Here is a 24,430-nt window from a genome sequence, read left to right on the forward strand (position 1 = left end):
ATATGTAATAACAAACTAGAGATTAATCATAGAACAAACTTTAATATATGTTATATTTTATATAATATAACAAGAAACATCCATTATTTCAGCAAAGGAGAATATCACCTATGCCATTTAGCAACCTACATATTAAGTTCTTAACTACATGTATTCTCACTACTGCTCTACTTTCAACCGCTACTCCTTCTATTTCTGCTGCCACTAAGCCTATTGAAGTCGTAACTGCGACAGGAGTCGTTGCAACTGATGTCCCTCCTTATATGCTCAAGGGAACAGTAATGGTATCTTTACAAACGATTCAAAAGATTCAACCTTCTGACATCCGCTTAACTTGGGATCAGGCGAAGCAGACAGCTACCCTTGACTATACCGATAACGCTCAATCTGCATTACAGTTCCAAGTCGGAAGTACTTATGTTAATGTCGATGGCAAACATGTAACCCTTGCTCAACCTGTGCTCATCCACAACAAGCGTGTTATGGTTCCTTTACGTGCCATTAGTCAATTGATGGGATTGTCTGTACAGTGGGATCATAAGCAAAATCGTATCGTTATTGGCAATACGGATCATCTATCTTCATCTGTTACGTCTACAGATTCTCTCGCGCAACAATTAGCCGTAGCACGTAGACACACACTGAATCTCAAGCAAGTTATTGTTCCACCTGAATTGCCTAGCATGGGACTGATGACAGTTACTTCTTATTTTCCTATAGGTGTATCCAATCAATATTTCCAAGATAATGGTGGACGAATTATTTATTATGAAGTTCGCAATAACCAGGCACAACAACTCTGGGCTGCGACATATGATAATAAGCCAGCGATTAATAAAGGTCTTTTGTTCTTGCCTTACCAGATTACTAAAGAAGTCGGGACAAGACCTGTGGTATCGACACCTTTAGCTTATTACAAGATCAATGCTTCTGTAGATAATCTATTCTACGGGTTGGTCGATATCAATGGAAATCAACAAGAGATCGGACGAGTAGATGCTTCTTCGACAAAACAAGCTTTACCCGTTATAGAGCAAGAATCAACTGATTTAAAATAATCAGCTTGCTTATGATATGCTAACTCTCAGCACTTCTCTAGCAATCCAACTGTAACCAAACACAAAAAAAGCTGTGCTCCTAAGAGCAACAGCTTTTCTTTTACCTTTTTAGTGATACATGAAATCTCTCTATATTGCCTATCTTAATCTTCTATAGTCACTCTTCCACTTCATCCCTTACCCATATCCGAAAGCCATTACCTTCTGCTTGAGCTTCTTCCAATACACTCAGCACCTGATCGGCTTTGTCACCTAGACGTTGACGGCTTACATCATAATTCAACCATTCCATCTGTAATGGCAATTCGATCATGCCTGTTAAGCAATCCCATAGTGCATCTAGATTTTTTCCATAAAATTCAGGCAATTCTAGCTTCTGTTGTAAAGTCTCGTGTAATTCGTTGATCGTATGAAATTCCTCGCCATTGATCGTTACCATTTTCATTGTTATCTCATCCTTTACATCTTAAAGTGCTATTCATAGCGATATGCCAGAAGCAATCATCTGCTCTGGCATACGCGTATGAACAACGTTTATGTTCTACATTTTGGTAAATGAAGCATAGTGATCTGTTGTTTTGTACACTAGACCGTCGTTAGAGTACAAGATACGATCGGAGTTGCGGAAGCCGGAAGTGTAGTTAATATCTGCCTCACGCCATGTGCGTCCACTTGCTGTTGGGAGTAATCCTTCGCGGTTACTGAATACATCTCCACCAATACTTTTACCCGGAGCTACATCTGCCAAGTTTCCTTTAGAAGAAACCCATCCAAGCGCTGATGCTTGAGATTTCGTAATAAAGTTACAAGGCAATGTTTTGTTCGCTTTGATGTAATTCGATACACCTGTAAATGTGTTGATAATCGTACAAGTCGCTGCTGAAGCTTTTTCTGGCTGTGCAACAGGTGTTACTTGTGAACCGGTAAAGAAGACAACCGTTAACATCAATGCAAGTAGTGCTGTGGACAAAAATCTTTTCATTTTCCAGCCTCCTATGTAGCTTGTATTGGATGAACGTTGTTAACTTATAACGTCCTATGCACATTATAGGTAACAAGCATTCTCTTTACCATTTATATCACACAAGTTTGTTTAAAATTTTAAATTTAATCGCTTTATTTGTAAATATTTCTAAATATAACGTAAAATGAGAGTAAAAAGCACACATTATGTACTATCTATTAGTTATATACATATCATTCTTATCCATATATACACTCTTTTTAATTTTACCATATTAATCCATAGAAATCTGAGATTATCTAATTAGTTCTAGGTATGCCTTCTATATAGGTATGGATATAAAAATAGCTACCTCTTCACTTTATGTAAAGAGATAGCTTGATCTGCGTTTACAATTTTAACAAATCTTCGCGAATCGGAGTAAATACATCTAGCAGAGCAGAATCTTCTTCCAGTGCTACAACTCCATGACTGGCATGAGGCGGGATATTAATAGACTCTCCTTGAGTAAGTGTTGTCTGCTGATTATCGATCGTGAATGTAAATGAACCCCGTAGACAATAACTCATCTGCTGATGAGGATGGTGATGCTGGTATCCTTCTGCTCCTTTGGCAAAGCGAACTTCCATCATCATTAAGCCTGCATTAGCATTCAAAATACAGCGTTTCACCCCTGGTTCTGCATCTTCCCATACACCTAGATTGCTCATATCGATTCTGCCTCCTTTTGGCGATTAAGCAGTATTCATTCTGTTATCATGCCTTTACTGCTTCGTGTGCATCTGTACGTTTCCATTTGCGATAATTGCCCATAATAATCAATAACAGAATTAAAAAGGCTACCGCATAACTAGCAATCAACATCAAAGATACTTGAATCGGTGCACGATCCATCGTATAGCCGATCAATACAGGGAATACTGCATTACCGAAGCCTGCAAATCCTGTAATCAGACTGGTAACCGTACGCGCCATACCGGGTAATGTATGATTGGCATAGACCATTGTGATCGAATAGACACCCGACATCGTAAATCCTAACAATGGTACTAATAGATACCCAGCCCATTCTTGACGGAAGACAAGGAATGCTAGCAGAACCAATAGACTAAGCGACATACTAATCAATAGAAAACGACTGTAATTCACACGACGAATAATCCAACTGGTTGCAAGTCGTCCAACGACCATCGCTCCCCAGAATGCACCGATACTGATCGAAGCATAATATTCCGAACTACCGAAATACGTAATAAAGATAGATGATAAGAAATTATTGAGACTGCCTTCAATTCCACAATACACAAAAATCATCAGCAAAAATATGCTTAATAATACTATTTTATGTCTGCCTGTTACCGTAGCCGAAGGTGCAACTTCTACCGCATCGACAGCTTGATGAGATGAAGACTCTTCTTCACCAGAATATTGAATCCGCATCCATACGATCCCCATCACAAGTGAGATTAATCCTGTTACTGCAAATACCCATTGCCAGTGCCCAAGTGCGATAAAACCGCTTGCAAAAACAGGCATCCCTAACGCTCCCAGACCAAACGACACTTCCAAATAACTCATCGTTACCGCTCTACGACTTACAAATCGCTCCATGACTAGAGCCGCGACTACGACTTCAATCGCAGATACACTTAGACTGTTAAAAAAGTTCAAGACTGTAATCCACGAATACTGCGGTAATGTTAGCATCATCCCCTGCGTTATAGCGATAACAAGGGCAGAACTTGCCAGTGTGACCTTTTCACCAAATCGGTGCATCATATAAGCAGACAATGGAACTCCGATCAGGAATCCAATTGAACCGATAAATACCAGTGTTCCACCTTCAGTATAACTTAGATTGTAATGCCCGAGTAACTGCGGCATAATCGCTCCAATCGTAGTGACGACTAACCCTGCTAGAAAATACATCAGATATGAAGCAAACGCAAACTTTCTCATATTCCCAACCTTCCTTGCACTTACGCAACCATCTTTATTTACTGGATAAAAAAATACTTGTTGATCTCTACATTCTTATATCCTATCTTTCCTACCCTATCAGAAAATGTCGAATAATGAAAGCAAAAAAGCCTACTTTCACCAAATCAATGGTAAAAGTAGGCTTTTGTTCTTCTTATAAAAAATCGTATGATTATATACTCACTTCTATATTATACCGCTACTACAATACATCATTACAAAAATACTATAGTACGCGTCACCAAAAGTGTCATATATTCAGATACGGTTTTATTAATTTTTCAATTTAGCTTTGTATGCTTTGGAGTATTGATCGGCAGCGATAATAGCATCTTTAACATCATCGGCGGTTACAGGGAACGGAAGATTATGAGCAGTCTCATCGGCTTTGGTAGCCGCTTCTGCTACACGATAAAGATCTTCATCTGTTGCATCTTGTAAATGTAGATCTTCTAGTGTCACAGGCAATTCCAAGCTGATATAGAAAGCAATATAACGCTCGATTTCTTCAATAGAACGTTTTTCAAGTGCCAGTTGCGACAATGTACCAAAAGCGACTTTTTCACCATGTGTCATATGATGAATCTCTCCATCTAATACAGTGAATCCGTTATGGATCGCATGTGCCGCGGCTAGACCACCACTTTCGAATCCTAGTCCACTTAGTAGCGTATTCGCTTCTACAACTGATTCAAGCGCAGGTGTAACCACTTTGCGTTTAACCGATTCATAAGCAAGTACACCATAGTCGAACAATACTTCTTCACATTTACGGGCAATCGCTTCAGCCGCAATCGTGGTTAGACCGCCTGCCATGGTTGTCGCACGCGCTTCGATAACCGCTCTTGCTTCTACCCATGTTGCCAGAGCATCTGCTATACCTGAAGATAGGAAGCGTGGCGGTGCCCCTGCAATCGTTTTGGTATCGACAAGAATCAAGTCAGGATTTTTATTGTAAAATTTATAACTTTCAAATACACCTTCATCTGAGTAGATAACAGAAAGTGCACTGGTTGGTGCATCTGTAGAAGCAGTTGTCGGGATAATCACACTATATCCACCCAACTGATCGCTAACCGCTTTGGCTGTATCTAACGTTTTACCGCCACCTACACCAACAACGATAGTGGCTTGACCTTCTTTACCAAGTCCTGCTAGACGGTTAATCTCATTGGTTGAAGCTTCACCGTTAAACACGGCTTTGGTGTACTGTACGCCAGCTTTGTCCAAGCTTTCTAATACTCGGTTACCTGCAATATCCCAGACAATATCATCGGCGATTACCAATGCTTTGCCATCGCTAATTCCTTTTACATATTCCCCTGCTTTATCAGTGACATCTCTACCCTGTACGTATTTTCCCGGGCTGATAAATATGCGTTCTGTCATGAAGATCTTCCCCTTCCAATATATCCATATTTGGTCGAATCGATCCTATTACTCCGCTATGTACCTGATGTGTGTACTTCCTTTTGTATTGCAAATCCTATTTATTCATTACAGTATTGATTAGGAAACGGCAATGCGGATCAATAGTCTCTTCTTATAATTTCACCAAAACTGACCTTTATGAACACTAAGCAGATTAGCTTTTTCCTTTTCATAGGGTAAATTATTAATTGATCATGATGTTAATAAGGTGTAATCAAATATCTATAATTCTGCTAACAGCGAATCATATTTTATTTTGTTCGCCTTTTTTGCGAACAAAGTATTGCATCTTTACAAGTTATACCATATAATAAGAACATAAGTTCTTATACTAGGTGGTGATATGAATGGCTGTATTTTTATCCGAAGAAGAACGCTCTCTGGTAAAAAGCTATCTGTTGCTTGTTTATATTCAAAAGAAATTTGATCGTGATGCTAAGTCGTTAGAGGAAAGCAATCAACTACCGTCGGCTGGATTATATATGGAAGTGATTCGTAGCGGTATGGACCGCACTAATCTATTGTTGTCAGAAGTTCGTCGTGATCTACGTAGCCATAATTTGCGATTGTACGAGATTGATCAGTCGGCTACTCATGTTGAAGCTCAGATTCTTTGCAGTGGTCATCATGGTACTTTTCAATTAGGCATCACCGAGTTTCATCAAGAAGCGAACGAACGGATGCGTGCTTATCTGGGATTGTCTCCTGTTCCGGCTGTTCATACACCTTCGTCTTATGAAGATCAAGGTTCGCCACATCCTGCAACCGTATCTAACAATACCAAGTTACGCGAACCTTCTCGTTACTCTGGCTATCGTCCTTATCGTACAGGTACTCTTGGTTAATTACAGTTGTTCTAGGGGTTAACAGATAGATATGACCTAGATTCAATCCTAATCATTGTTAGTGAAACCACACATTTCGCTATACTATATTTTCATTCAACTCCTTGAATGGCTTTTATATAATAAAAGCATCTATGATCTGTCTGCTATTCAGACGATCAATAGATGCTTTTTTTTGTGCAATTGTGTATTACTTCTCTGTAGAATTTTGGATCACTCTCTGTAGAGCTTTAGATCAATCTCTTAAGTTCTTATTTTAATTATGATCATTTTGGTTATAAATAGATCCTAATCATGATATCGTTAGCTTGCTATTTAGCCTCACATACATCCTATATAGTATTTACAAGTATAAAGCCTTATTCCTCAGATGCTGGATGTACTGTATCTTCCATTTCATCTAAAGGACTTCGACGCTCTTCTTTGGAAGGTTGGTAGATATAGCTACGGCTTAATTTAACTACATTACGATTTGGGCGACGAATCAATACCTGTTCATCATCCCATGCTACTACAATACCACGAATATCATTTTCTCGAATATCATCACGAACGACACGGACTTTCTCACCGGATACTCGATATGCATCTAATTCATCATCTGTAATCATCATGTCACCCTCTTTTCTATTGTATTTATGTGTACAAAAAAAGACCTAAATGAAATCCCATTTAGGTCTGATAATTTGTTGAAATGTCTGTAGATTCTAGTTGACTGTAACGACAAAGGATTTTCCTAAAGCGGATTAACGCTGTGCAGGTTCTTTGGTATCATTTTTCTCGAACCAGAAATCAAGCACTTTAGCTGACATCACACGTTGTTCTACATATTCTACTTGATGAGCTGAAAATTCTTGCTCCCAAGCAAAATCCAGGTCTTTACACAATCCTACAATGGTCAATAGTTCTGACCAGGCAACATAGCGTTTATACCAAAAGAACTGAGGATGTTCAATCATATAGGGATACAGGTCATCAAATTCAGTGTGCTTACAATCCAAAGCACGCTCGAAGTGAATTTTTGCATCGGCTAGTTTTTTGATGAAGAACTCTTCAGTAATCGGTTCTTTCCCCATTGGTCTGCCTCCCCTCGATAACATATCTTTATTATAAGACAAATATACCCCATTTGGAAAGAGATTGCTCATATTTTCAACAAAAGGTTAAAGATATTTGTAAATGTAGTGACAGATGTGTCGATCGTTCACTTCATAATCATCTGTTGATTACTATGAGTTGCGTCTATACAACCAAACAAGAATATGGGTTATATTGTAACATATCGGAATCTTCTTTACCGAATATAAGACTTTGTTGCAACAAATTTTATTCAACTAGAAACTAATTGGTGAAATTGTCTATCTACATCCTAACTACGTCTATTATAGCACTTTGGATCACCCGAATGTAATTTGTCCATCTTGAAGTGAAGTAATTTTGACCAGTGAATCCAGACGAATATTCTGATCACGAATCGCTTGTGCTCCACTTTGGAAACATTTCTCGATTACAATGCCTACTCCTACCAACGTTGCACCGGAACGTTCAATAATTCGAATCATTCCACGCGCCGCATCTCCATTAGCGATAATATCATCAATAAATAAAATGCGATCATTCTCGGTAACGAATTGACGAGATAGCATAATATCAGTCACTATCCCTTTGGTAAAGGAAGGCACTCGCTCGATCAACGAATCAGGATCAGCAAGCAAAGTCTTTTTACGTCGTGCAAAAACAAGTGGTACCCCTAATTCAAAAGCCGTTGTAAAAGCGACTGGAATCCCTGAGGACTCAACAGTGACTACTTTGGTCACACCTTCTGTGCGATATAAATCTGCAAATTCTTTACCCATACGCATAATCAGTTGTGGATCGACTTGATGATTCAATAGTGCATCTAATTTCAGCACATCGTTAGACATAACCGATCCTTCTGCCAAAATACGTTCTTTCAATTCTTCCATTTTCTCCGACCCCCATCACCGGTATTCTTGTGTTGCCTTACTGTAATCATATCATTTATTGTGTGCTAAGATTGGCTTTTCTATTCTGGTTCATTCGGTAATATAGATACATTCGATACCGACTCTACTGAATTTTCGGGTTGAAATTCAAGGTACAGCTTTTTGAGTTCATTTACAATATGGCTTAATGAATATTGTGTTTTGGCTTTTTCCCAGCCTGTACGCGCCAATTCATACCGATACGAAGGATCATTGATCACTTTCTCTAGCGCATCAGCAAGTAGCACTTCATTTTCGGGTGGAACTAATAATCCATTGACACCATCTTCAATCTGCTCGGCAATTCCGCCAATATCTGTCCCTACCAGTGCTAACCAGCACAATGCCGCTTCTGCAAACACAGAACCGAATGCTTCTGCGCGCGAAGGCAGAACAAAGATATCAAAGAAAGGCATAAACTCTTCTGGATGTAATGTATATCCGTAAAAAATCGTTTCTTCATAAATGCCTAACTTTTTCGCCAGGTCTTCAAGATCGGTACGACTCGGGCCATCTCCGATGATATGCAGTACATACGCTTGTCCACGCTGTTTGAGAAGCGCGCAAGCTTCTAGTAAGGTATCTAGCCCTTTGGCAGGAACAAGGCGACATACGGTGATCAGCTGAGCCACTTCATTTTCATGAGCGATTGGCTTGAATCGTTTCTCATCAAATCCATTCGGTAGTACTCTAACTTGTTCAGGACGATCTAAAAAAGGTGCTAAGTATTGACGGAACGAATGAGACACCGTCATCAAAATATCTGCTTTATGTTCTAGTTCACGGTACAACGATGTCAAAAATTGATCTTCCAATCCACCACGTTCGATTTTACCATTCAAAATCAGCTCACGTTCATAACTGGAGTGAATCGTCTGTACCAGTGGTGTATCCGGGAATACTTCTTTCATCACCATACCGACCAGTGGATGATGAGAGTGAATCAGATCGTACGGTTTATTCAATCGCATTTTCGCCCACCAGCGATAATCTTTATACGTCTGAATATACTTTTGCACGATAGGGCTTGCACTATAGATCGTCCAGTCAAACGTTTCAAAAACTACGTCTTCTTTTCCTTTATTACGAATCCGTTTGGGCAAAGAAAATAATTCCATCTCCCAGCGTGCAGAACTGAACCGTTCCTGCAAATAAGGGATCATGGACGATACGCCCCCTGGCTGTTCAGGAGGAAAAAACAAAGCTTGCAACAATCTCAAAATTGTTCCTCCTTCCTGTATGCTGATAATTATTGATTGTACCATGTATTGAAGTCAACCAACACAATAAAACCGCTCAAATTAGCGAGCGGTTTGGTAAATTTAAGCAGATATCAGTCCATGCTTGACCAGAATGTGATGAATCCCATCTTCGTTGTTAGATAACGTGACCTCATCTGCCGCTGCTTTTACTTCTGTTGGAGAATTTTCCATAGCGACTCCGAGTCCAGCATACGTAATCATCGATAGATCATTGAAATAGTTACCAATAGCCATTACTTCGGAAGGAGCAATCCCTTTACTTTCAGCCAGTGCTTGCAGTGAAGCACCTTTGGAAGATTGAGGATGCATCAGATCGACAAAAAACTCTCCACTGCGTAGCATATTGAACTCTGGATTCCACGTACTCCATTCTGCATACGCTTGATCTAACTGCTCAATCGAAGCAAAAGCACTTAGCTTGAGCACAGGTTCTGTAAATTCGTTCCATGGTGGCAACACTTGAGGTGTCATCAGAAAGTTATCATACATTTTGCCAGCATCTGCTTGTAATTGATCTATAGAGTCTACATATAATCCAAACGCAGTATTGATATCAAAATGGATATGATGTTGCTGACAGTATTGGATATAGGGATCAAGCCCTTGCGCGGCTAACGGAAATTGATGCACAATCTCTCGCGTACCTGCATGAACAGTTGCTGCCCCATTGTGGACAATCACATAACCATCCTCGTGTAATCCTAACTGTTCCATGTACGGAATCGAGTTAATCGGTGTTCGACCTGTGCAAAAAACGATCTCTACCCCTTGCGCGGCTACTTGCTTGATCGATGCTGCGGTCTGTGGCGAAATCTCATGCTGATCATTTAAAAGAGTTCCATCCATATCGAGTGCAATTAAACGGTATGTCATTGTTCACCTGTCCTTACATTTATTATTCAGTTCCTCGCCCAATCTGAACCAGTTCTTCAGCAGTCAATTCGCGGTATTCTCCAGTTGGCAAAGTTGGATCTAGTTGCAAAGCACCCATAGAGACACGCTTGAGGAAGGTTACTTTTTTGCCTACAGATTCAAACATTCGTTTTACTTGATGGAATTTGCCTTCCGATATGGTGAGGCGGATCTGTGACATGGTTCCTTCTGGACTTGGCGTATGAGCAAGAATCTGTAATTCAGCCGGTAATGTTACATATCCATCTTCTAGCGTAACGCCTTTGCTAAATTGAACGATATCGTCTTCTGTGACTTCTCCCAGTACATCAGCTTCGTATGTTTTGGGTACATGTTTGCGTGGTGATAACAATTCATGTGCTAATCGACCATCATTGGTAATCAATAGCAATCCTTCGGTGTCTTTATCCAACCGACCTACAGGGAACGGTTCAAATACCTGATATTCGATATCCAATAAATCCACCACCGTAGAGTCATGACGATCTTCAGTAGCTGAGATTACCCCTTGCGGTTTGTTCATCAGCAAATAAATATATTCCCGGTAATTCACCTGTTCTCCGTCAAATTCTAGCTTTTCTTGATAAGGGTCGATCTGTAGTCCGCTGTCTTTGATAACTTCATCATTGACTTTAATTCGTCCTTGCTTGGCAGCACGTTTGAGTTCGCTTCGTGTACCGTAACCTAGATTTCCTAATATTTTATCGACACGTTGCTTTTTAACTGTTTTTTTCATAACCTTTATGTCCATCTCCATCCTGCTGGATATTCATTTTTAAGCATACCATCTAGCCATTTGCCCCATCCGACGGAATAACCGTCTATACATACCAGTACGTATCCTTTGGGCAAAGTATCTGCATTCCGTTCTACTCGCTCGGCATCTATCGTTAACGTTTCCCCTTTTAAATAAGAAATCGCTTCGGCTGAATGAGATTGCAGTTGAATACAGCGCTTCGCTTCTACAGGTTGTAAGGCGGTAGCAAGCGCATGCGATGGGGTGAAACGTCCATTCTTTATCGTACCTACAAACCAACCCGGGCGTACCACTTTAAGACCTTTGAGTTGCTCTTCTGTGATCGGCGATTGATAGATACGTCCACCGAAATGAATCCAGTTTTGCGACCATTGCAATTGTAGTTCACGTGCTGTAAATTCTTCGATCACTTCAATCATAGATAAAGATTCCTGCTGATCGGCAGATGAAGCTTTGCTATCCGAACGACGCTCTTTGCCTTTTTTACCTGAACGGCGGTCGCTTTTCCAATCTTGTTGCTCTTTAGCAGATTGGCGTTTATCTGCACGTTTGGGTTTGTCAGTGTACGCTTTGGAAAATGTAGATGGTGATGTTACTTGTATCAAATAATTCTCTTCTAACTCTTCTTCTACTCCCTGATGATCCAGTACACAGATATAATGACCTTCTCCTTCGATGCGGTGAGGCCATAGTCTAGCGCTTTTGGCAGTCTGTTCTATCGAAGCTGTTGAGATCGATTGATACGGAGTATCGCTATCAACATCCAAAGCTGTTCCGCTCAATACTGAGGTTCCTGCTTGTAATTCCTGTTCTACTTGATGTGCCCAATCGCTATGACCGGTTGCAAAATGTTCTGCTTGTCGTGGTGTAGTCACTTGAAAGTCAGCATGCTGATCTAGAAATACAGCGATACTGCGCTCATTTTCTTCTGGAGCAAATGTACAGGTTGAGTATACGATGCGTCCGCCCGGGGCTAGCATTTTGGCGACAATATTCAGAATATCTTGTTGCATGATCGCACAGCGTTCGACTGAATGATTCGCCCATTGGCGTGCCATATCTTCATCTTTGCGGAACATACCTTCACCTGAACAAGGAGCATCGACTAATATTTTATTGAAAAATCCTGCAAACTGCTCTGCGATATGCTCTGGCGTTTCATTCAACACAACTGCGTTACGTACACCGTATAATTCCATATTTTTAGCAAGTGCTTTGGTACGATCTGCGCTGATATCATTGGTGACCAATATTCCTTGACCACGTAGAGCCGCTGCAATCTGTGTAGACTTGCCTCCAGGAGCCGCACATAGATCAAGTACCCGATCACCCGGCTGTACGTCTAACGCTTCTACAGGAGCCATCGCACTAGGTTCTTGAATATAATAAAGTCCTGCATGGTAATAAGGATGTTTGCCCGGGCGTGTGCCTTCTTCTACATAATATCCGGTAGGACACCATGGGATCGAACGCAACGCAAATGGCGTTATATGTTGAAAATCCTGATCGGTGATTTTGAGTGTATTGATGCGTATACCTGCATGGGGAGATTCTTGATAGCTGTCTATAAAAGACTGGAATTCATCACCGAGCAAATCTTGCATCCGCTGCACAAATAGCGGCGGGAGTTGCAAAGCCATAATTGGTCGTTCTCCTTTAATTGGGGTGGTTAATAGATACATTTGTCTGAATCGATCCAGACAAACGTCATTTTATTTTACCATAGTTTAAAGCTATCCATAGCAAAAAGCTTGCCATTACGGCAAGCTTGATGTGTATTTAATGTGATTATTTTGCCAAGCGCTAAGGTAAAATATTTTGCTTTGCAAAAATCACTATTTTATTGAATGAGTCGCGCTTATATTGCCAAGCGCTAGAGTTCTTTTGATTTGGGGCCTCGTTCGTAGCCCATGCGCATCGGTAGATTCGGTTGAATGGTCTGATACGCTTGAGCTACTTCTTTTTGTAATAACGGATCAGTGATCTCGATATTAAGGTCATAGAAATCAAAAGGTTGTTCTTGATAATGTTCTAGTCGCTTGATATACAATCTCACATCTGCCATTAGCTTTTCCATATTTATCCCTAGTGCATGATGTTGATAAGGCAGTAACTTACGATAACTGCTTTTCATCATCTTGATCGCACCAGCGATTTTGTTATACGTATGATTCACTGTTCCATTACGGAAGTGAAATAATGCAACTGCAATTTGTAGCAATCCTTGATATACCGGTTCTCGCTCTTTTTCCAGCCACAACTCTTCCAGCACTTCATGACATTCAAAGTAATCGCGATCCCGATTAAAATAGACCAGATACGCTACATACAGTGGCTCAAAATTGGCTTTCATCTTCTTCTCCACTTACTTTGACAGACTCTGCTCGAAGCATGGCTTTGATATCGCTGGATAATTCTTTGAGCCCTTCAAAGTCATGTTCTTGCCATAATTCATCAAATCGCCTGCGGAAGTCGATCGCTTCTACAATCAGATGGAAGAAATATAGCTTATGGATATCGGTCAGAATCCGATGGACGATACTGGAATCGTCTTCGAAGCTCTTCTGTGCTGACAAAATGTCTTCACGAATACTGGACATTTCATTATCAAGCACCATCGCTGCTTCCGCAGCCGTTTTGAGTCGGCTCCGAATGTCATCAGGTAGACTATTGTGGTATTTATAATTTAAAGAGTGTTCAATCGTTGCCCAGAAATTCATAGCCAGTGTACGAATCTGAATTTCAGCAAGCACCATTTTTTGTCCAAAAGCGGTCTGTACCGGATATTCAGCAATCATATGGAAACTACGGTATCCGCTATCTTTGAAATTAGTAATATAATCTTTCTCGTATAACACTGTTAAATCTTTGCGAGAACGTACATACTGGGCAACCCAACGAATATCTTCTACAAATTGGCACATGATACGGATGCCAGCGATATCCTCGATTCCAGTTTCAAGCTGATCCATCGGTACGTCTAGACGTTTGGCTTTATCCAGAATACTCGATATCTTTTTGACACGACCGGTTACAAATTCAATCGGTGCATACTCCTGACGTTTTTTCAGTTCTGCACGCATTGTTTTGAACTTGACCTTTAATTCTTCAACCGCTTGCTCATAGGGAAGCAAGAATAATCCCCAGTCTCTTCCGTCCATCTTCATGCCTCCTCAGTCTATGACCTCTTCCTTGAGTCGAGGGTATATTGGATTAATGATGATCTGCTCCCACTGCCTGGGAAATGTGTGTGAATCCGTCACGCAGCATACGCTCCCGGATATCCATATGTATCTTCCGGGTCACTTCCGGTCCTTCATAGATAAATGAAGTATAGATTTCGACCAGACTTGAACCTGCTCTGATTTTCTCATAAGCATCCTGCCCCGAAAAAATTCCTCCACAACCGATAATAGGCAGTTTACCTTCTGTTTGACGATAGACTTGAGAAATAATCTCTGTCGATCGCTTGGTGAGTGGTCTACCACTTAATCCACCAGCTTCACTTGCATGCTGATGAGTTAATCCATCGCGGGATAATGTGGTATTGGTAGCAATCAGTCCCGCTACTCCACTTGCAGCGATCGTATCGACCATATGTTCAAGTTCATTATCATTGACATCCGGTGCAATTTTGACCAGTACAGATTTGGAAATGCCATTTTGCTTCGCCTGGCGCTTCATTTCACCCATTACCAGTCTAAGCAAATCTTTCAATTCATCACCATGTTGCAAGTTACGCAGATCAGGTGTGTTAGGTGAACTGATATTCACTACAAAAAAATCAGCGTATCGATACAATGTGCGAATACAAGTCTCATAATCGCTAGCTGCATCCGCATTTGCAGTGACTTTATTTTTACCGATATTGACTGCTATAGGAATAGGTCTAGAAGATAACGAACGTAATCTTCCTGCCATAGCAGCTGCCCCTTCATTATTGAAGCCCATTCGATTCACAAGCGCTCCATCTGAAGGCAAACGAAACAAACGTGGCAATTCATTACCGGATTGTGCTTTGGGCGTTACTGTTCCGACTTCCATAAATCCAAAGCCTGACGCAGACAATCCTGGAACTGCCTGAGCATTTTTGTCGAGTCCTGCTGCAAGACCAACAGGACTCGGAAATGAAAGTCCAAACAATTCAGTCGTCATATCGGGTGTACTTTTCACTCCATACATCGACTTCATCGCAGCTAATGTGCCTGGTATACGCACCCCCGCGCCCAGACCTCCAATAACCATGTGATGTGCTTTTTCCGGATCCATCCGAAATAACATAGGTTTGAAAACATTGCGGTAAAGCAAGTTACATTCACTCCGTTCCTGGCATTTGCAAAAAGCCTTTATGCATGATTTTGCAGGAATTATTATCTATTAACCTGTAAAATCATTCTCTATACCAGTTTATCCTTTTCGGGGACAAAAGAAAAGCGCTCTTCTCATTTGAAAAGAGCGTCCACTGTGTACATAAACTCAAACGGTATATAATGAATCAATCCAGTCGCTACAAGGAACGATCCTAATTTAACCAGTGATAATGACGTGAAGGATCTGTCTGATCTTGTGTACGTTTTGTCTGGAATCGCACAGTAGGTACAGAAGTGTCTCCTGGCAATACATTACTGGCGATGGTTACTTTTGTTCCTAACGGAATCATATCAAATAATTCCTCTACATCAGCTTGATCCATCCGCACGCATCCTAATGATTCATCTTGACCTACACTATCAGGATCATTGGTACCATGAATAGCATAATTCGTATCCGATAACTGCATACCCCGACTGCCAAATTCTCCATTAGCTTTGCCATTTGGATTCATCACTTTGATCGATACTTGAAAAGTACCCTCGGGCGTTTTACTTCCACCAAGCCCTACTTCATAATTACGTAAAATAATCGATCCACTAACTATAGCTAAACGATGCTTTTGTTTATCGACAATCACTTCAAGTGGTTTTGTAAAATAAGGATGATTCCCGAGTGTAGATGAGAATGCTTCGTCTCCAATTGTATTGCCGCTATCGTCAGTACTTTGACTGCCACTGCTCTGTAGCTTCTTTAAAGCGGTAAACGTCTGGTTCATCGTATCCGAATTACCTGCTAACCAATTGCCTGGAAAAGGCGCTTCCAACTGATTCATCTGCTCTGGAAGATTTCCTTTGGCGGTTATATAATTGATCATCGCTGTTTTCATTACAACCAACTGCTCTTGCTGCTGTACCCAAGCCGCCGATTCATTTGGATAATGATCCAACTCTCCGGGTTTACACTGGCATGCTTTGGGATCATACGATTGAAGATCGATCTGTCCGGGCTGATCGGTGGCAGCCATCGTATACAAGACAGGCATATTCGGTGTCCATAATAGCCAATCGTCTTGCTTTTCCATACCTAGTACTGCTGCAACTTGTGGGGCTGTTTTTAACATTTGTTGTCGCATATATTTAGAAACGGCAGACAATGAAGCATTGGTATTATTTAGCGAAGCTTCTGCTGTAAAGCTAAGTGGAGCCGAGTATCCTTTGAACGTATCTGCTGGTTTCTTTTTTGAAATAGCCGATGCTACTTTGGTCGGTGGCTTGGTGATATGTTGAGAAGAACGATCTGCAAGCGTCTGATCTGTGGCATGAGGAGCTTCTACAGAACGCAACGTGATTAAAAACAGTAATAATATAGCAAACACACTGTATCGCCAACGACGAATTTTGCGATCTCTTTTTTCAGCCATCTCCATAAGCTTGGCTTCGTAATCTTTCAAAATATCCGCAGGCACTTTACTATGTTCAAAAGCTTCATATACATCTCCAGCTTTGTTGTAACAGTAATTAGCTTTACCCATTTGTCCATCGGATTCATATTCTTTGCCAAGCAAATACCAGCCCATTCTGTTGTTGGGGTGCATTTTGACATAACGCTTTAGATAGAGTAGATTTTTCATTTATTACCTCCAGCATGGACACTACGCTCCAATAGTCTATATTGTCTCTATAGTATGTACAGTTTAGGGATAGCTATTTTATATTTAAAATATAATGCAATACTATGTATATCGGCTAATCTGTGTATTTCTTCAAGTTACTTCAAAATGAGATTATAAAAGGCGTTGAGAGACACATTTCGTCTCTGCAACGCCTTTTATCGGACCATGTACTTCTATTCAGTACACTAGTAAAACTTATTCAGCTTGAGCGAAAGGCTCATCAGCAATTTTAATTGAATCTGTAGGACAACCGTCACAAGCATCTTGCAAATCATCAAACATATCGTCTGGAATTGCCATAATACCGCGGTTAGCGTCACCTTCATAAATCACTTCAGCCAAACCTTCATCATCATAATCGTAAATGTCTGGAGCTGTTGCTCCACAAGCACCACAAGCGATACATGTATCTTTGTCAACCCAACTATATTTCCCCATCTTTATATATGCCTCCTATCGTTACTTACCAGTTGTCTTTTTTTAAGAACTGACACCAGTTTACATATACTCACAATATAATATAAAAGATATATTATTTCAAATGAATAACCAACAATTACCAGTACACAAATTGTAACACACCTGTACTACGAATCCAATTATTGATTAAAATTTAAACAATATAGATCAATATTGAATCATTACTTACTGATTATTCTTCCATGCCTGGCAAAATCATACCATCTTTTTGCAATGAAGTGCCTCTAATTTTGTGATTACGAATCAGGACTGAAGGATCATTGCCTAACATACCTGCTGTTAGTATCGCACTTTCACCAAATTTATCGCGTAACTTATCCATCACTTCATTTAACTGCTCTTTGACCGGTTGACGATTATAATCAAACAAGTCCATTTGCAAAGCAGCTTCTTCTTTGGGCTGTAAATTTTGAAGAGCCACTCCTAATAATCGAACAGGCGTACGATCTCCCCAATGACGATCATATAGTGCACAAGCTTCACGATACACTTCATCCGCCGTTTCTGTAGGAACAGCTAGTGATTTGGAGCGAGTGATTGTTTTCATATCAGGTGTGCGAATCGTAATCTGAATCGTCTGAGCGATTAATTTCTGACGACGCAATCGGCGACATACTTGATCGCTTAGATTAAGCATCACTCTTCTGATATCATCACGATCTTGAATATCAGCAGGCAATGTTGTAGTATGCCCTATCGACTTACTGACTTCCCGATCAATCTCTACAGGCGAATGATCTATCCCATTTGCCGCTTGCTTGAGCCAGCTTCCCATTACACCAAATCTAGCTGTTAATCTGGCTTCATCTGCTGCTGCAAGTTGCCCTATCGTGCGAATGCCCATATCTACTAATTTGGCAGATGTTTTCCCGCCGATGCCAAACAATTGTCCGCATGGCTTATCCCATAATAACTTGGGCATATCTCGTATACGCAATATCGAAATACCTTTAGGTTTTTTCATATCTGAAGCCATTTTTGCTAGTAATTTATTAGGCGCAATTCCTATCGAACAAGGTAAATGTAACTCTTCCCAGATCCGTTGTTGCAACTGTTCCGCAATCTGAGGTGGCGTGCCAAATTGACTCGAACCTGTAATATCCAAGTAGCATTCATCAATTGACGTTGCTTGCAACATCGGTGTGTAACTATATGCAATATTCATGAATGCTATTGAGTATTGTTTGTATAAATAAAAGTCAGGCGAAATTAAGATCAGATTCGGACATTTCTGCAATGCTTCTCTAACCAGCATGCCTGTTTTCACGCCACGCTTTCTCGCTTCGTAAGAAGAAGTAACCACAATTCCTTTGCGCAGTTCAACACTACCTGCGACAGCTGTGGGCTTGCCTTGATATTTTTCCGGTTCTTCTGCTGTATGAACAGAACAATAAAAAGCATTCATATCTACATGCAAAATGACTCTTCCTTTGGCAGGGTAGTAATTGGCATGATGCCTCAAGCTGATCATCCTCCTTGCCTGTGCAGTCTTTACCCTATGGATTATGCTCTATCAGCCGAATCGCCTACAATAGATATCGTATGATTCTATTATATCGTATCTGTTTCATTTAGCCTATGATATGACGCAAAAATAAGTACAAATGTTCGGAATTATTCAAATAGACATTGGGATATGGAGAGTTATGTGGATCATTTCAAATCTTTATTCCACTTGGAGATCATGCTAATTCGTGGTTAACGCAATATTACAATTGGCGGAGTTGGTTCGATGAAATATTAGATGCTGAAGTTGTATTACAAGAAGCCGCAATGGCGTCTGACGGATCAAAATCGTTATTTGAATATACAGCTCCTTTTGCGATAAGTCGGGAAAAGGACTTACTATTCTGGGATACCCGTCTGTCAGATTGTGCAGAAAAATACCTGATCTATACTGTTAATACAGATCACTGGAATCATCAGGCGACTGTCGTTATGTTGCTCACCACAATAAACTTGATCCTCTTGGATACAGAGTATACCAAATGAAGACACCTTTTTAAATCGGTCATACAGAGTACTAATAACCTGACAGATCGCCAAGCAATTGTCTTTTATTGGAATGACCAAAATATCGTCTGCTTTATATTTTGCTTTTTCAAACATCGTCTAGCTCTTTTTTGCGCTTCTGAATACGTCCACTTATTGGTTCACCTGTGCCGATGATGACTTCATGATGAGTCTCACATAATAACCATTGTAGCTTTTTGGAGACGATATAATATTCAGTCATTCCTGTTTGTTCAATTATCCATTGAATCGCATCTACATAAGCTTCATACACCCAATATTGTTTACCACTATAAAAGCGTTCAGGAGCGAGGAACCAGACTTGTTCGGTGCGATCAATCAGTTTAGCAATCTCTCGGTACCCTTCTGTTCCTACCTGATAACTTACATACGGTTCTTGCAAATGATTGTATCCTCGCATTAATGCAGATTCGCTTCCTGCATGTGAAGACGTGATAAACGTTTGTGTGATTATTGAAAGTATAGATGACCACTGCATTTTACCTACTTCGTGAAAGCGAGGGGCTGGAATACGATAGTGTTGTACGAGGTGTTCTATTTCATCCCTTGTACTAGCATAATGTTGACCAGACATATCTACTAACCTCCTTATCCAATACGAATCAAATCTTCAAACTGATTGTTAGCGATTGCCTGTTCAGTTCGTAACAAAGCAAATTCAATATTTTGCTGTATTACTGCTATTTTCAAATGATATACGCCCGGCTCAACCGTTATATATTGTCCACTGTCCCCATCTTCTGGCTCTAGCTCGCCCCCCTGTCACATTTTCTGCTGCTCCTGCATACAATTGACCCGAAGGAACATTGATCCATAATTGAACTACGGGTTGTTCGATCTCATCTACCTGTTGCATAGTATATAATCCATCTGCGCCTACATTAAGAAAAGCAATATTCCCTAGATTCACTTCTAACAATTCATCTTCAGGAATAGACCACCAATCTGATGTATCTTCCAATCGATGCTTGAGTGCTTGCAGATCATAAATACAAAGTGTTGCTGTATCTGTCATCACTTGAATTTGGTTAGACATTGGATCGTTCCTCCTTAATTATACTCATTTCATCATGTGCACATCTGATCCTGATTACAATCTCATCTCTTCCAGTATTCTTATGATTATTTACAATTCAATCCACTGATCTTCTGTAGAAATAATTGTTTGGATGGTATCAATCATTCGCCGTACAGGTACATCATGTCGATGAAATAAACAATGAATATACACTTCGCCTTCGGCTATAGATTCGATTGCTAGATCAGCCTGCTCCACTTGAATCTGTGCCACATCTGGCCAATCTGTATAAGAAGGATCTGTAATAACCAATCCATCGTCTACCTGCTCAATCACCATATCACCCAGATCTAACGTAACCAAAGCTTGGCTCAACTGCTCGATTAACTGCCTGGCTTGCTGTTCTTTACTTATGCCCTCTTCTTCTATACATTGAATACCGTATTCCCAACCCACGATGACTCACCTCATAAATTCCCGAAAATAATAATCTCATCTGCCCATTCTAATTGAATCTCTAACCAGGTAACCAGCGAGCGGATAAATGCTTTGAGCTCACGATCTTTGGTCTGATAAGCTTTCATTTCTGCTAATATATTAGTCCAGAGTGCTTTGGCTATCGGATTAAAACCAGATGTATCAAAGTAACCATACCGATCATTGGTCACTGGATCAACAATAGGATAATGCTTTTTCAAATAAGGAATCAAATAATCAAAATCACCGGCATAAATAAACACAGAATCAGCTTGAATCTGATCCCACTTTTCACCATAACGTGCAGGCAATAATTCATATCCTAGTAGTCCATCAGCTTTACTATGCTTATACGTAATCGTTCTCATTTGTTCATCCTCATTTCTTATTGAATGACATCTGTTCACAATTTAGGTTTGATTCGAAGATAGAAATGGATACATATACGACTTCATGATTTCGTTGGCTTGTTCTTGAGAAGGTGGCTGTACATAAGGTTGTTCTTGTTCCAACCGTTTTACTTTTTGTTCAACAAATGCTTCATTCACCAGTGACGCTTTATTGTAAAAAGAAGCTTCAATCTCAGCCATATCGCTTGCTTTCATCATTTTATAAAGTAGACTATTGAGCGAATCGCTACCAGCATACAATAATGAATCTGTTTCCTCACAAGAAAATTTCAAGTACAACATCGCTTTTTGAAAAGCAGTAATCTCGGCTTGATTCACCTCTATCGCTCGTAAGCGTCCATCCCGATGATCATTTTGCTCTCTAAGAAATTCATTCATTTTGTACTCCTCCACTCTTATTGCCTTTTTACCATCAATTACTTGCTATCCAGTTGAATAATCCATTCCAGTGTCCGATGCTTACCTTGATCCAATACACTCTTACTTTGCTCTAAATAGCATAAAAGCTGTTTTTTCATTTCAATAGGAAGTTCTGCTCGAAATTGAGAATTTGCTTTGGTGATCCAACCGTCTAGTAGATGATTCACTGTATGCTCTACTATTCTATGTTCAGTTTGGACTAATATTCGCAATAAACTATCTAGACTTTGCCAAGAGTCAAAAGCAAACAGAATACGAAGAGCATTGCGCGAAATATGGGACAATGGACAATTTAGCACCAGTTGGATCAATCGTTCTCGATCTAACATATACGTATATTGGATAAGCGTCTGTTTCGCTATTTTGGATACGCCGGGTTGCGAATCTACTAAAGCTTGAGAGAAAACATCCATATAAGCGGTAGGCTTTAATTTACCCAAAGCTGTCAACACAGCTTTACGTACTTTAATCTGTGTATGATCTTTATATTCAGCTATAACTTCGGCATCTTCTGCTGTACCCGTCTCTCCTAATCCAGCGATTGCGACAGCCAGAGACGATTCATTTCCATTCCATATCTGATCCAAATAATATTCGACATAGGGTATTGGCTTGATTTTGGGCAAATGACGACGTGCTGTCTCGCGAATGGTCAGATTATGACTCATCAGACCATCAATTAACGCAGTCTCGGCTTGCATTGGAAAATGATAACTTAATATATCCAACGCCAGACGACGCAATGCCGGGAAATGATCGGCTAACATCATATACACGATATCTAGCCATTGATTCGATATCTTCTCAGACGAATCTTTATCTACTTCGATTGCTTGATCAATTTGACGAGCAGCCCATAGACGAATCGCTAAAGCATGATCTTGTAAAGCAGAAGTGAATAAATCATATCGATCTGTCGCTTCTGTTTTCAACATCATGTTGTAGCAAAATTGACGAATATAGACATCTGTCGAGTGCATATAATGTTCCAAAGCAGGTCTAGCTTCAGGTTGCGCAATAAGCTGTTGAATCTGTGTATTCAACAATTCATGATGCTCTTTGCCACGCCCTACTAATCGCTGTACTAACCAGATCGACTGAATAAAATATTCGGTATTGCAGATATGTATTTTTTGTTTCAATGCACGATAAGCTTTGAATCGAATAGGAGATACCCAATCATTTAATCGAATCAGCAACCATGGGATTTCTGATCCATTTTGAAATTGGCTTAATCGTTGTACTGCCACTTCACGCACATATCCATCCCAATGAAAGCTAGCCATAATGATCTGAATAGGATGAATATCGTTAGACCAATGCAATACTGTCTCTGGTCGAAGCTCAATCCATGCTTTGCCACGTTGTTGATAATGAAAAGGAAGTGTTTCGCGACAGCGTTCACTTAACCAGATCAATTCACTCACAGGGCATTGTAGTAACAGATCACTAATTGCATTTTCAGCAGCCCTCACGATGTCAGCTCGTTCTGAAAACAAAAAAGATTTGAGATACGGAATCGCAGCTAACTGTCCACTTTCTTTAATTTGAACAAGGAGGTCGACCGATTCTTGCTCATACAATTGATCTAATAAATACTCTACATGAATAGACATACGCCTACTCTTTTTGATGCCACTCATACATTCACCTTCCTATTTTTCTGCGTTCTATGTTTGAGTCTGATATTCAGAAATCATAAAAAGATCGTGATACAACAATCTCTGACGATCCGGTAATTGTACATCTTGATGAAAATGACCAAAGTACCATTGATCATAATCTAGTCGACTCTGGATTATTTGAAAATATTCATGCATCTCATCAGCAACCACTTCTGTTGAATACTTTTGTTGTATCCAGGCTAGACTTTGTGCAGTACAGGTATGAGTGATCACAATATCCACTTTCCAGTGATGTTTTTCCAGATTGGATAGCCCTAACTGGTATTCTTCATCATCCGGCATTTCACGAGCCCACCATGACTTTCCTTCGCATCGAAATGCTTTATCATGTGAAGCGGCTCCTCCAAACGTAAAAAAAGTTAATCCTTCTATCTCATAGACTTGTCCGCGCATGAGGTGTAATACACTGTCATTGATTCGATGCACTAATCCGCCTTGCCATAATTCAGTAGGATATTGTTCTAACAGATCGAAATTTTCGTGATTTCCATCAATAAATACTGTTGTAAACGGTTTGGTCTTATCTAACCATTTCAACCAGTATTGATCTTCTTTGTCTCCGTTCCATATCAATCCAAAGTCACCTGCTACGATCACAATATCTTGTTTACTTAAATGTTTTTGCTCCGGGAAATTCCGAGTATTAAAACGTGTATTCACACTATGAGTACCATGAATATCACCAGTGATATAGATCATCGTAGC

At 40.2% G+C, this 24,430-nt stretch carries 29 protein-coding genes; 3 read left to right on the forward strand and 26 right to left on the reverse strand.

Features of this window, described 5'->3' with window-relative positions; genetic code table 11:
• Positions 1–110: 110 nt before the first annotated feature.
• The gene (locus tag QCD85_RS01275; protein WP_301261413.1) at positions 111–1,058 is read left to right on the forward strand and encodes a copper amine oxidase N-terminal domain-containing protein; all 948 of its coding nucleotides are present in this window, start codon (positions 111–113) and stop codon (positions 1,056–1,058) included.
• A gap of 157 nt (positions 1,059–1,215) precedes the next feature.
• Here the strand turns inward: QCD85_RS01275 and QCD85_RS01280 are convergent, their stop codons facing one another.
• The 5 genes from QCD85_RS01280 to QCD85_RS01300 all read right to left on the reverse strand — a co-directional run bounded on the left by QCD85_RS01280 (position 1,216) and on the right by QCD85_RS01300 (position 5,391).
• Positions 1,216–1,503: a barstar family protein gene (locus QCD85_RS01280; RefSeq protein ID WP_301261414.1), complete on the reverse strand. Its 288-nt coding sequence runs from the start codon at positions 1,501–1,503 to the stop codon at positions 1,216–1,218.
• 96 nt (positions 1,504–1,599) lie between these two features.
• Positions 1,600–2,040 (reverse strand): ribonuclease, encoded by a 441-nt coding sequence (locus QCD85_RS01285; protein WP_204824707.1) that lies wholly within the window; start codon positions 2,038–2,040, stop codon positions 1,600–1,602.
• A 371-nt stretch (positions 2,041–2,411) separates the two neighbouring features.
• Positions 2,412–2,732, reverse strand: coding sequence for a cupin domain-containing protein (locus tag QCD85_RS01290; RefSeq protein ID WP_301261415.1), 321 nt, complete (start codon positions 2,730–2,732; stop codon positions 2,412–2,414).
• Between the two features lie 46 nt (positions 2,733–2,778).
• A complete protein-coding gene (locus tag QCD85_RS01295; protein ID WP_301261416.1) occupies positions 2,779–3,981 on the reverse strand; it encodes an MFS transporter in 1,203 nt (400 codons plus the stop codon).
• A gap of 294 nt (positions 3,982–4,275) precedes the next feature.
• Positions 4,276–5,391 carry a glycerol dehydrogenase gene (locus QCD85_RS01300; protein WP_301261417.1) on the reverse strand — a complete coding sequence of 372 codons (1,116 nt, stop codon included), beginning with the start codon at positions 5,389–5,391 and terminating at the stop codon, positions 4,276–4,278.
• Positions 5,392–5,780: 389 nt separating this feature from the next.
• Between QCD85_RS01300 and QCD85_RS01305 the strand changes: the two genes are divergently transcribed.
• A complete protein-coding gene (locus QCD85_RS01305; RefSeq protein WP_274170406.1) occupies positions 5,781–6,278 on the forward strand; it encodes a hypothetical protein in 498 nt (165 codons plus the stop codon).
• Positions 6,279–6,637: 359 nt separating this feature from the next.
• Here the strand turns inward: QCD85_RS01305 and QCD85_RS01310 are convergent, their stop codons facing one another.
• The 13 genes from QCD85_RS01310 to QCD85_RS01370 form a co-directional block, all read right to left on the reverse strand.
• Positions 6,638–6,889, reverse strand: a complete 252-nt coding sequence (locus tag QCD85_RS01310) for a hypothetical protein (RefSeq protein WP_273615638.1) — start codon at positions 6,887–6,889, stop codon at positions 6,638–6,640.
• Between the two features lie 135 nt (positions 6,890–7,024).
• Entirely contained in the window at positions 7,025–7,354 is a 330-nt protein-coding gene (locus QCD85_RS01315) for a hypothetical protein (protein WP_069327821.1), read from the reverse strand.
• Positions 7,355–7,675: 321 nt separating this feature from the next.
• On the reverse strand, positions 7,676–8,245 hold the full coding sequence (locus tag QCD85_RS01320; RefSeq protein ID WP_273615637.1) for a xanthine phosphoribosyltransferase: 570 nt from the start codon (positions 8,243–8,245) through the stop codon (positions 7,676–7,678).
• An 80-nt stretch (positions 8,246–8,325) separates the two neighbouring features.
• Positions 8,326–9,504, reverse strand: a complete 1,179-nt coding sequence (locus QCD85_RS01325; protein WP_273615636.1) for a glycosyltransferase family 4 protein — start codon at positions 9,502–9,504, stop codon at positions 8,326–8,328.
• A 102-nt stretch (positions 9,505–9,606) separates the two neighbouring features.
• Positions 9,607–10,419, reverse strand: a complete 813-nt coding sequence (locus QCD85_RS01330; RefSeq protein ID WP_301261418.1) for a Cof-type HAD-IIB family hydrolase — start codon at positions 10,417–10,419, stop codon at positions 9,607–9,609.
• Positions 10,420–10,441: 22 nt separating this feature from the next.
• Positions 10,442–11,209 (reverse strand): pseudouridine synthase, encoded by a 768-nt coding sequence (locus QCD85_RS01335; RefSeq protein ID WP_301261419.1) that lies wholly within the window; start codon positions 11,207–11,209, stop codon positions 10,442–10,444.
• Positions 11,200–12,855, reverse strand: coding sequence for an RsmF rRNA methyltransferase first C-terminal domain-containing protein (locus tag QCD85_RS01340; RefSeq protein ID WP_301261420.1), 1,656 nt, complete (start codon positions 12,853–12,855; stop codon positions 11,200–11,202). The genes QCD85_RS01335 and QCD85_RS01340 overlap by 10 nt, the downstream gene beginning before the upstream one ends.
• Positions 12,856–13,088: 233 nt before the next feature.
• Positions 13,089–13,568 (reverse strand): DUF309 domain-containing protein, encoded by a 480-nt coding sequence (locus tag QCD85_RS01345; protein ID WP_301261421.1) that lies wholly within the window; start codon positions 13,566–13,568, stop codon positions 13,089–13,091.
• The gene (locus QCD85_RS01350; protein ID WP_273615632.1) at positions 13,552–14,376 is read right to left on the reverse strand and encodes a GTP pyrophosphokinase; all 825 of its coding nucleotides are present in this window, start codon (positions 14,374–14,376) and stop codon (positions 13,552–13,554) included. The genes QCD85_RS01345 and QCD85_RS01350 overlap by 17 nt, the downstream gene beginning before the upstream one ends.
• A gap of 52 nt (positions 14,377–14,428) precedes the next feature.
• Positions 14,429–15,523 carry a quinone-dependent dihydroorotate dehydrogenase gene (locus QCD85_RS01355; protein WP_273615631.1) on the reverse strand — a complete coding sequence of 365 codons (1,095 nt, stop codon included), beginning with the start codon at positions 15,521–15,523 and terminating at the stop codon, positions 14,429–14,431.
• A 214-nt stretch (positions 15,524–15,737) separates the two neighbouring features.
• Positions 15,738–17,159 carry a L,D-transpeptidase gene (locus QCD85_RS01360; protein WP_301261422.1) on the reverse strand — a complete coding sequence of 474 codons (1,422 nt, stop codon included), beginning with the start codon at positions 17,157–17,159 and terminating at the stop codon, positions 15,738–15,740.
• A 237-nt stretch (positions 17,160–17,396) separates the two neighbouring features.
• Positions 17,397–17,639 (reverse strand): ferredoxin, encoded by a 243-nt coding sequence (locus QCD85_RS01365; protein WP_273615629.1) that lies wholly within the window; start codon positions 17,637–17,639, stop codon positions 17,397–17,399.
• A gap of 214 nt (positions 17,640–17,853) precedes the next feature.
• Positions 17,854–19,143 carry a DNA polymerase IV gene (locus QCD85_RS01370; protein ID WP_301261423.1) on the reverse strand — a complete coding sequence of 430 codons (1,290 nt, stop codon included), beginning with the start codon at positions 19,141–19,143 and terminating at the stop codon, positions 17,854–17,856.
• 167 nt (positions 19,144–19,310) lie between these two features.
• On the opposite strand from QCD85_RS01370, the gene QCD85_RS01375 reads away from it, so the two are divergent.
• Entirely contained in the window at positions 19,311–19,673 is a 363-nt protein-coding gene (locus tag QCD85_RS01375; RefSeq protein ID WP_301261424.1) for a hypothetical protein, read from the forward strand.
• A 109-nt stretch (positions 19,674–19,782) separates the two neighbouring features.
• Here the strand turns inward: QCD85_RS01375 and QCD85_RS01380 are convergent, their stop codons facing one another.
• The 8 genes from QCD85_RS01380 to QCD85_RS01415 form a co-directional block, all read right to left on the reverse strand.
• Positions 19,783–20,289 (reverse strand): DUF6756 family protein, encoded by a 507-nt coding sequence (locus QCD85_RS01380; protein ID WP_301261425.1) that lies wholly within the window; start codon positions 20,287–20,289, stop codon positions 19,783–19,785.
• Between the two features lie 14 nt (positions 20,290–20,303).
• Positions 20,304–20,405, reverse strand: coding sequence for a hypothetical protein (locus QCD85_RS01385; RefSeq protein WP_367317615.1), 102 nt, complete (start codon positions 20,403–20,405; stop codon positions 20,304–20,306).
• A 16-nt stretch (positions 20,406–20,421) separates the two neighbouring features.
• Positions 20,422–20,751, reverse strand: a complete 330-nt coding sequence (locus QCD85_RS01390) for a DUF6386 family protein (protein WP_301261426.1) — start codon at positions 20,749–20,751, stop codon at positions 20,422–20,424.
• A gap of 90 nt (positions 20,752–20,841) precedes the next feature.
• Positions 20,842–21,189, reverse strand: a complete 348-nt coding sequence (locus QCD85_RS01395) for a hypothetical protein (protein ID WP_301261427.1) — start codon at positions 21,187–21,189, stop codon at positions 20,842–20,844.
• Between the two features lie 11 nt (positions 21,190–21,200).
• Entirely contained in the window at positions 21,201–21,578 is a 378-nt protein-coding gene (locus QCD85_RS01400; RefSeq protein WP_204824726.1) for a hypothetical protein, read from the reverse strand.
• Positions 21,579–21,620: 42 nt separating this feature from the next.
• Positions 21,621–21,998, reverse strand: a complete 378-nt coding sequence (locus QCD85_RS01405) for a hypothetical protein (RefSeq protein ID WP_301261428.1) — start codon at positions 21,996–21,998, stop codon at positions 21,621–21,623.
• A gap of 38 nt (positions 21,999–22,036) precedes the next feature.
• Positions 22,037–23,656, reverse strand: coding sequence for a HEAT repeat domain-containing protein (locus QCD85_RS01410; RefSeq protein WP_301261429.1), 1,620 nt, complete (start codon positions 23,654–23,656; stop codon positions 22,037–22,039).
• Between the two features lie 54 nt (positions 23,657–23,710).
• Positions 23,711–24,424, reverse strand: coding sequence for a metallophosphoesterase family protein (locus tag QCD85_RS01415; protein ID WP_301261430.1), 714 nt, complete (start codon positions 24,422–24,424; stop codon positions 23,711–23,713).
• Positions 24,425–24,430 lie beyond the last annotated feature (6 nt).

The organism is Paenibacillus sp. PsM32, from assembly GCF_030433815.1.
GTDB classification, from domain to species: Bacteria; Bacillota; Bacilli; order Paenibacillales; family Paenibacillaceae; genus Saccharibacillus; species Saccharibacillus kyungheensis.

Coding starts and splice junctions, on each gene's coding strand:
- QCD85_RS01275 (WP_301261413.1), top strand. CDS start 111: ATGCCATTTAGCAACCTACATATTAAGTTCTTAACTACATGTATTCTC.
- QCD85_RS01390 (WP_301261426.1), bottom strand. CDS start 20,751: ATGTCTAACCAAATTCAAGTGATGACAGATACAGCAACACTTTGTATT.
- QCD85_RS01380 (WP_301261425.1), bottom strand. CDS start 20,289: ATGTCTGGTCAACATTATGCTAGTACAAGGGATGAAATAGAACACCTC.
- QCD85_RS01310 (WP_273615638.1), bottom strand. CDS start 6,889: ATGATTACAGATGATGAATTAGATGCATATCGAGTATCCGGTGAGAAA.
- QCD85_RS01340 (WP_301261420.1), bottom strand. CDS start 12,855: ATGGCTTTGCAACTCCCGCCGCTATTTGTGCAGCGGATGCAAGATTTG.
- QCD85_RS01345 (WP_301261421.1), bottom strand. CDS start 13,568: ATGAAAGCCAATTTTGAGCCACTGTATGTAGCGTATCTGGTCTATTTT.
- QCD85_RS01295 (WP_301261416.1), bottom strand. CDS start 3,981: ATGAGAAAGTTTGCGTTTGCTTCATATCTGATGTATTTTCTAGCAGGG.
- QCD85_RS01280 (WP_301261414.1), bottom strand. CDS start 1,503: ATGAAAATGGTAACGATCAATGGCGAGGAATTTCATACGATCAACGAA.
- QCD85_RS01415 (WP_301261430.1), bottom strand. CDS start 24,424: ATGATCTATATCACTGGTGATATTCATGGTACTCATAGTGTGAATACA.
- QCD85_RS01315 (WP_069327821.1), bottom strand. CDS start 7,354: ATGGGGAAAGAACCGATTACTGAAGAGTTCTTCATCAAAAAACTAGCC.
- QCD85_RS01350 (WP_273615632.1), bottom strand. CDS start 14,376: ATGGACGGAAGAGACTGGGGATTATTCTTGCTTCCCTATGAGCAAGCG.
- QCD85_RS01400 (WP_204824726.1), bottom strand. CDS start 21,578: ATGAGAACGATTACGTATAAGCATAGTAAAGCTGATGGACTACTAGGA.
- QCD85_RS01410 (WP_301261429.1), bottom strand. CDS start 23,656: ATGTCTATTCATGTAGAGTATTTATTAGATCAATTGTATGAGCAAGAA.
- QCD85_RS01365 (WP_273615629.1), bottom strand. CDS start 17,639: ATGGGGAAATATAGTTGGGTTGACAAAGATACATGTATCGCTTGTGGT.
- QCD85_RS01330 (WP_301261418.1), bottom strand. CDS start 10,419: ATGACATACCGTTTAATTGCACTCGATATGGATGGAACTCTTTTAAAT.
- QCD85_RS01320 (WP_273615637.1), bottom strand. CDS start 8,245: ATGGAAGAATTGAAAGAACGTATTTTGGCAGAAGGATCGGTTATGTCT.
- QCD85_RS01360 (WP_301261422.1), bottom strand. CDS start 17,159: ATGAAAAATCTACTCTATCTAAAGCGTTATGTCAAAATGCACCCCAAC.
- QCD85_RS01290 (WP_301261415.1), bottom strand. CDS start 2,732: ATGAGCAATCTAGGTGTATGGGAAGATGCAGAACCAGGGGTGAAACGC.
- QCD85_RS01300 (WP_301261417.1), bottom strand. CDS start 5,391: ATGACAGAACGCATATTTATCAGCCCGGGAAAATACGTACAGGGTAGA.
- QCD85_RS01405 (WP_301261428.1), bottom strand. CDS start 21,998: ATGAATGAATTTCTTAGAGAGCAAAATGATCATCGGGATGGACGCTTA.
- QCD85_RS01335 (WP_301261419.1), bottom strand. CDS start 11,209: ATGGACATAAAGGTTATGAAAAAAACAGTTAAAAAGCAACGTGTCGAT.
- QCD85_RS01285 (WP_204824707.1), bottom strand. CDS start 2,040: ATGAAAAGATTTTTGTCCACAGCACTACTTGCATTGATGTTAACGGTT.
- QCD85_RS01305 (WP_274170406.1), top strand. CDS start 5,781: ATGGCTGTATTTTTATCCGAAGAAGAACGCTCTCTGGTAAAAAGCTAT.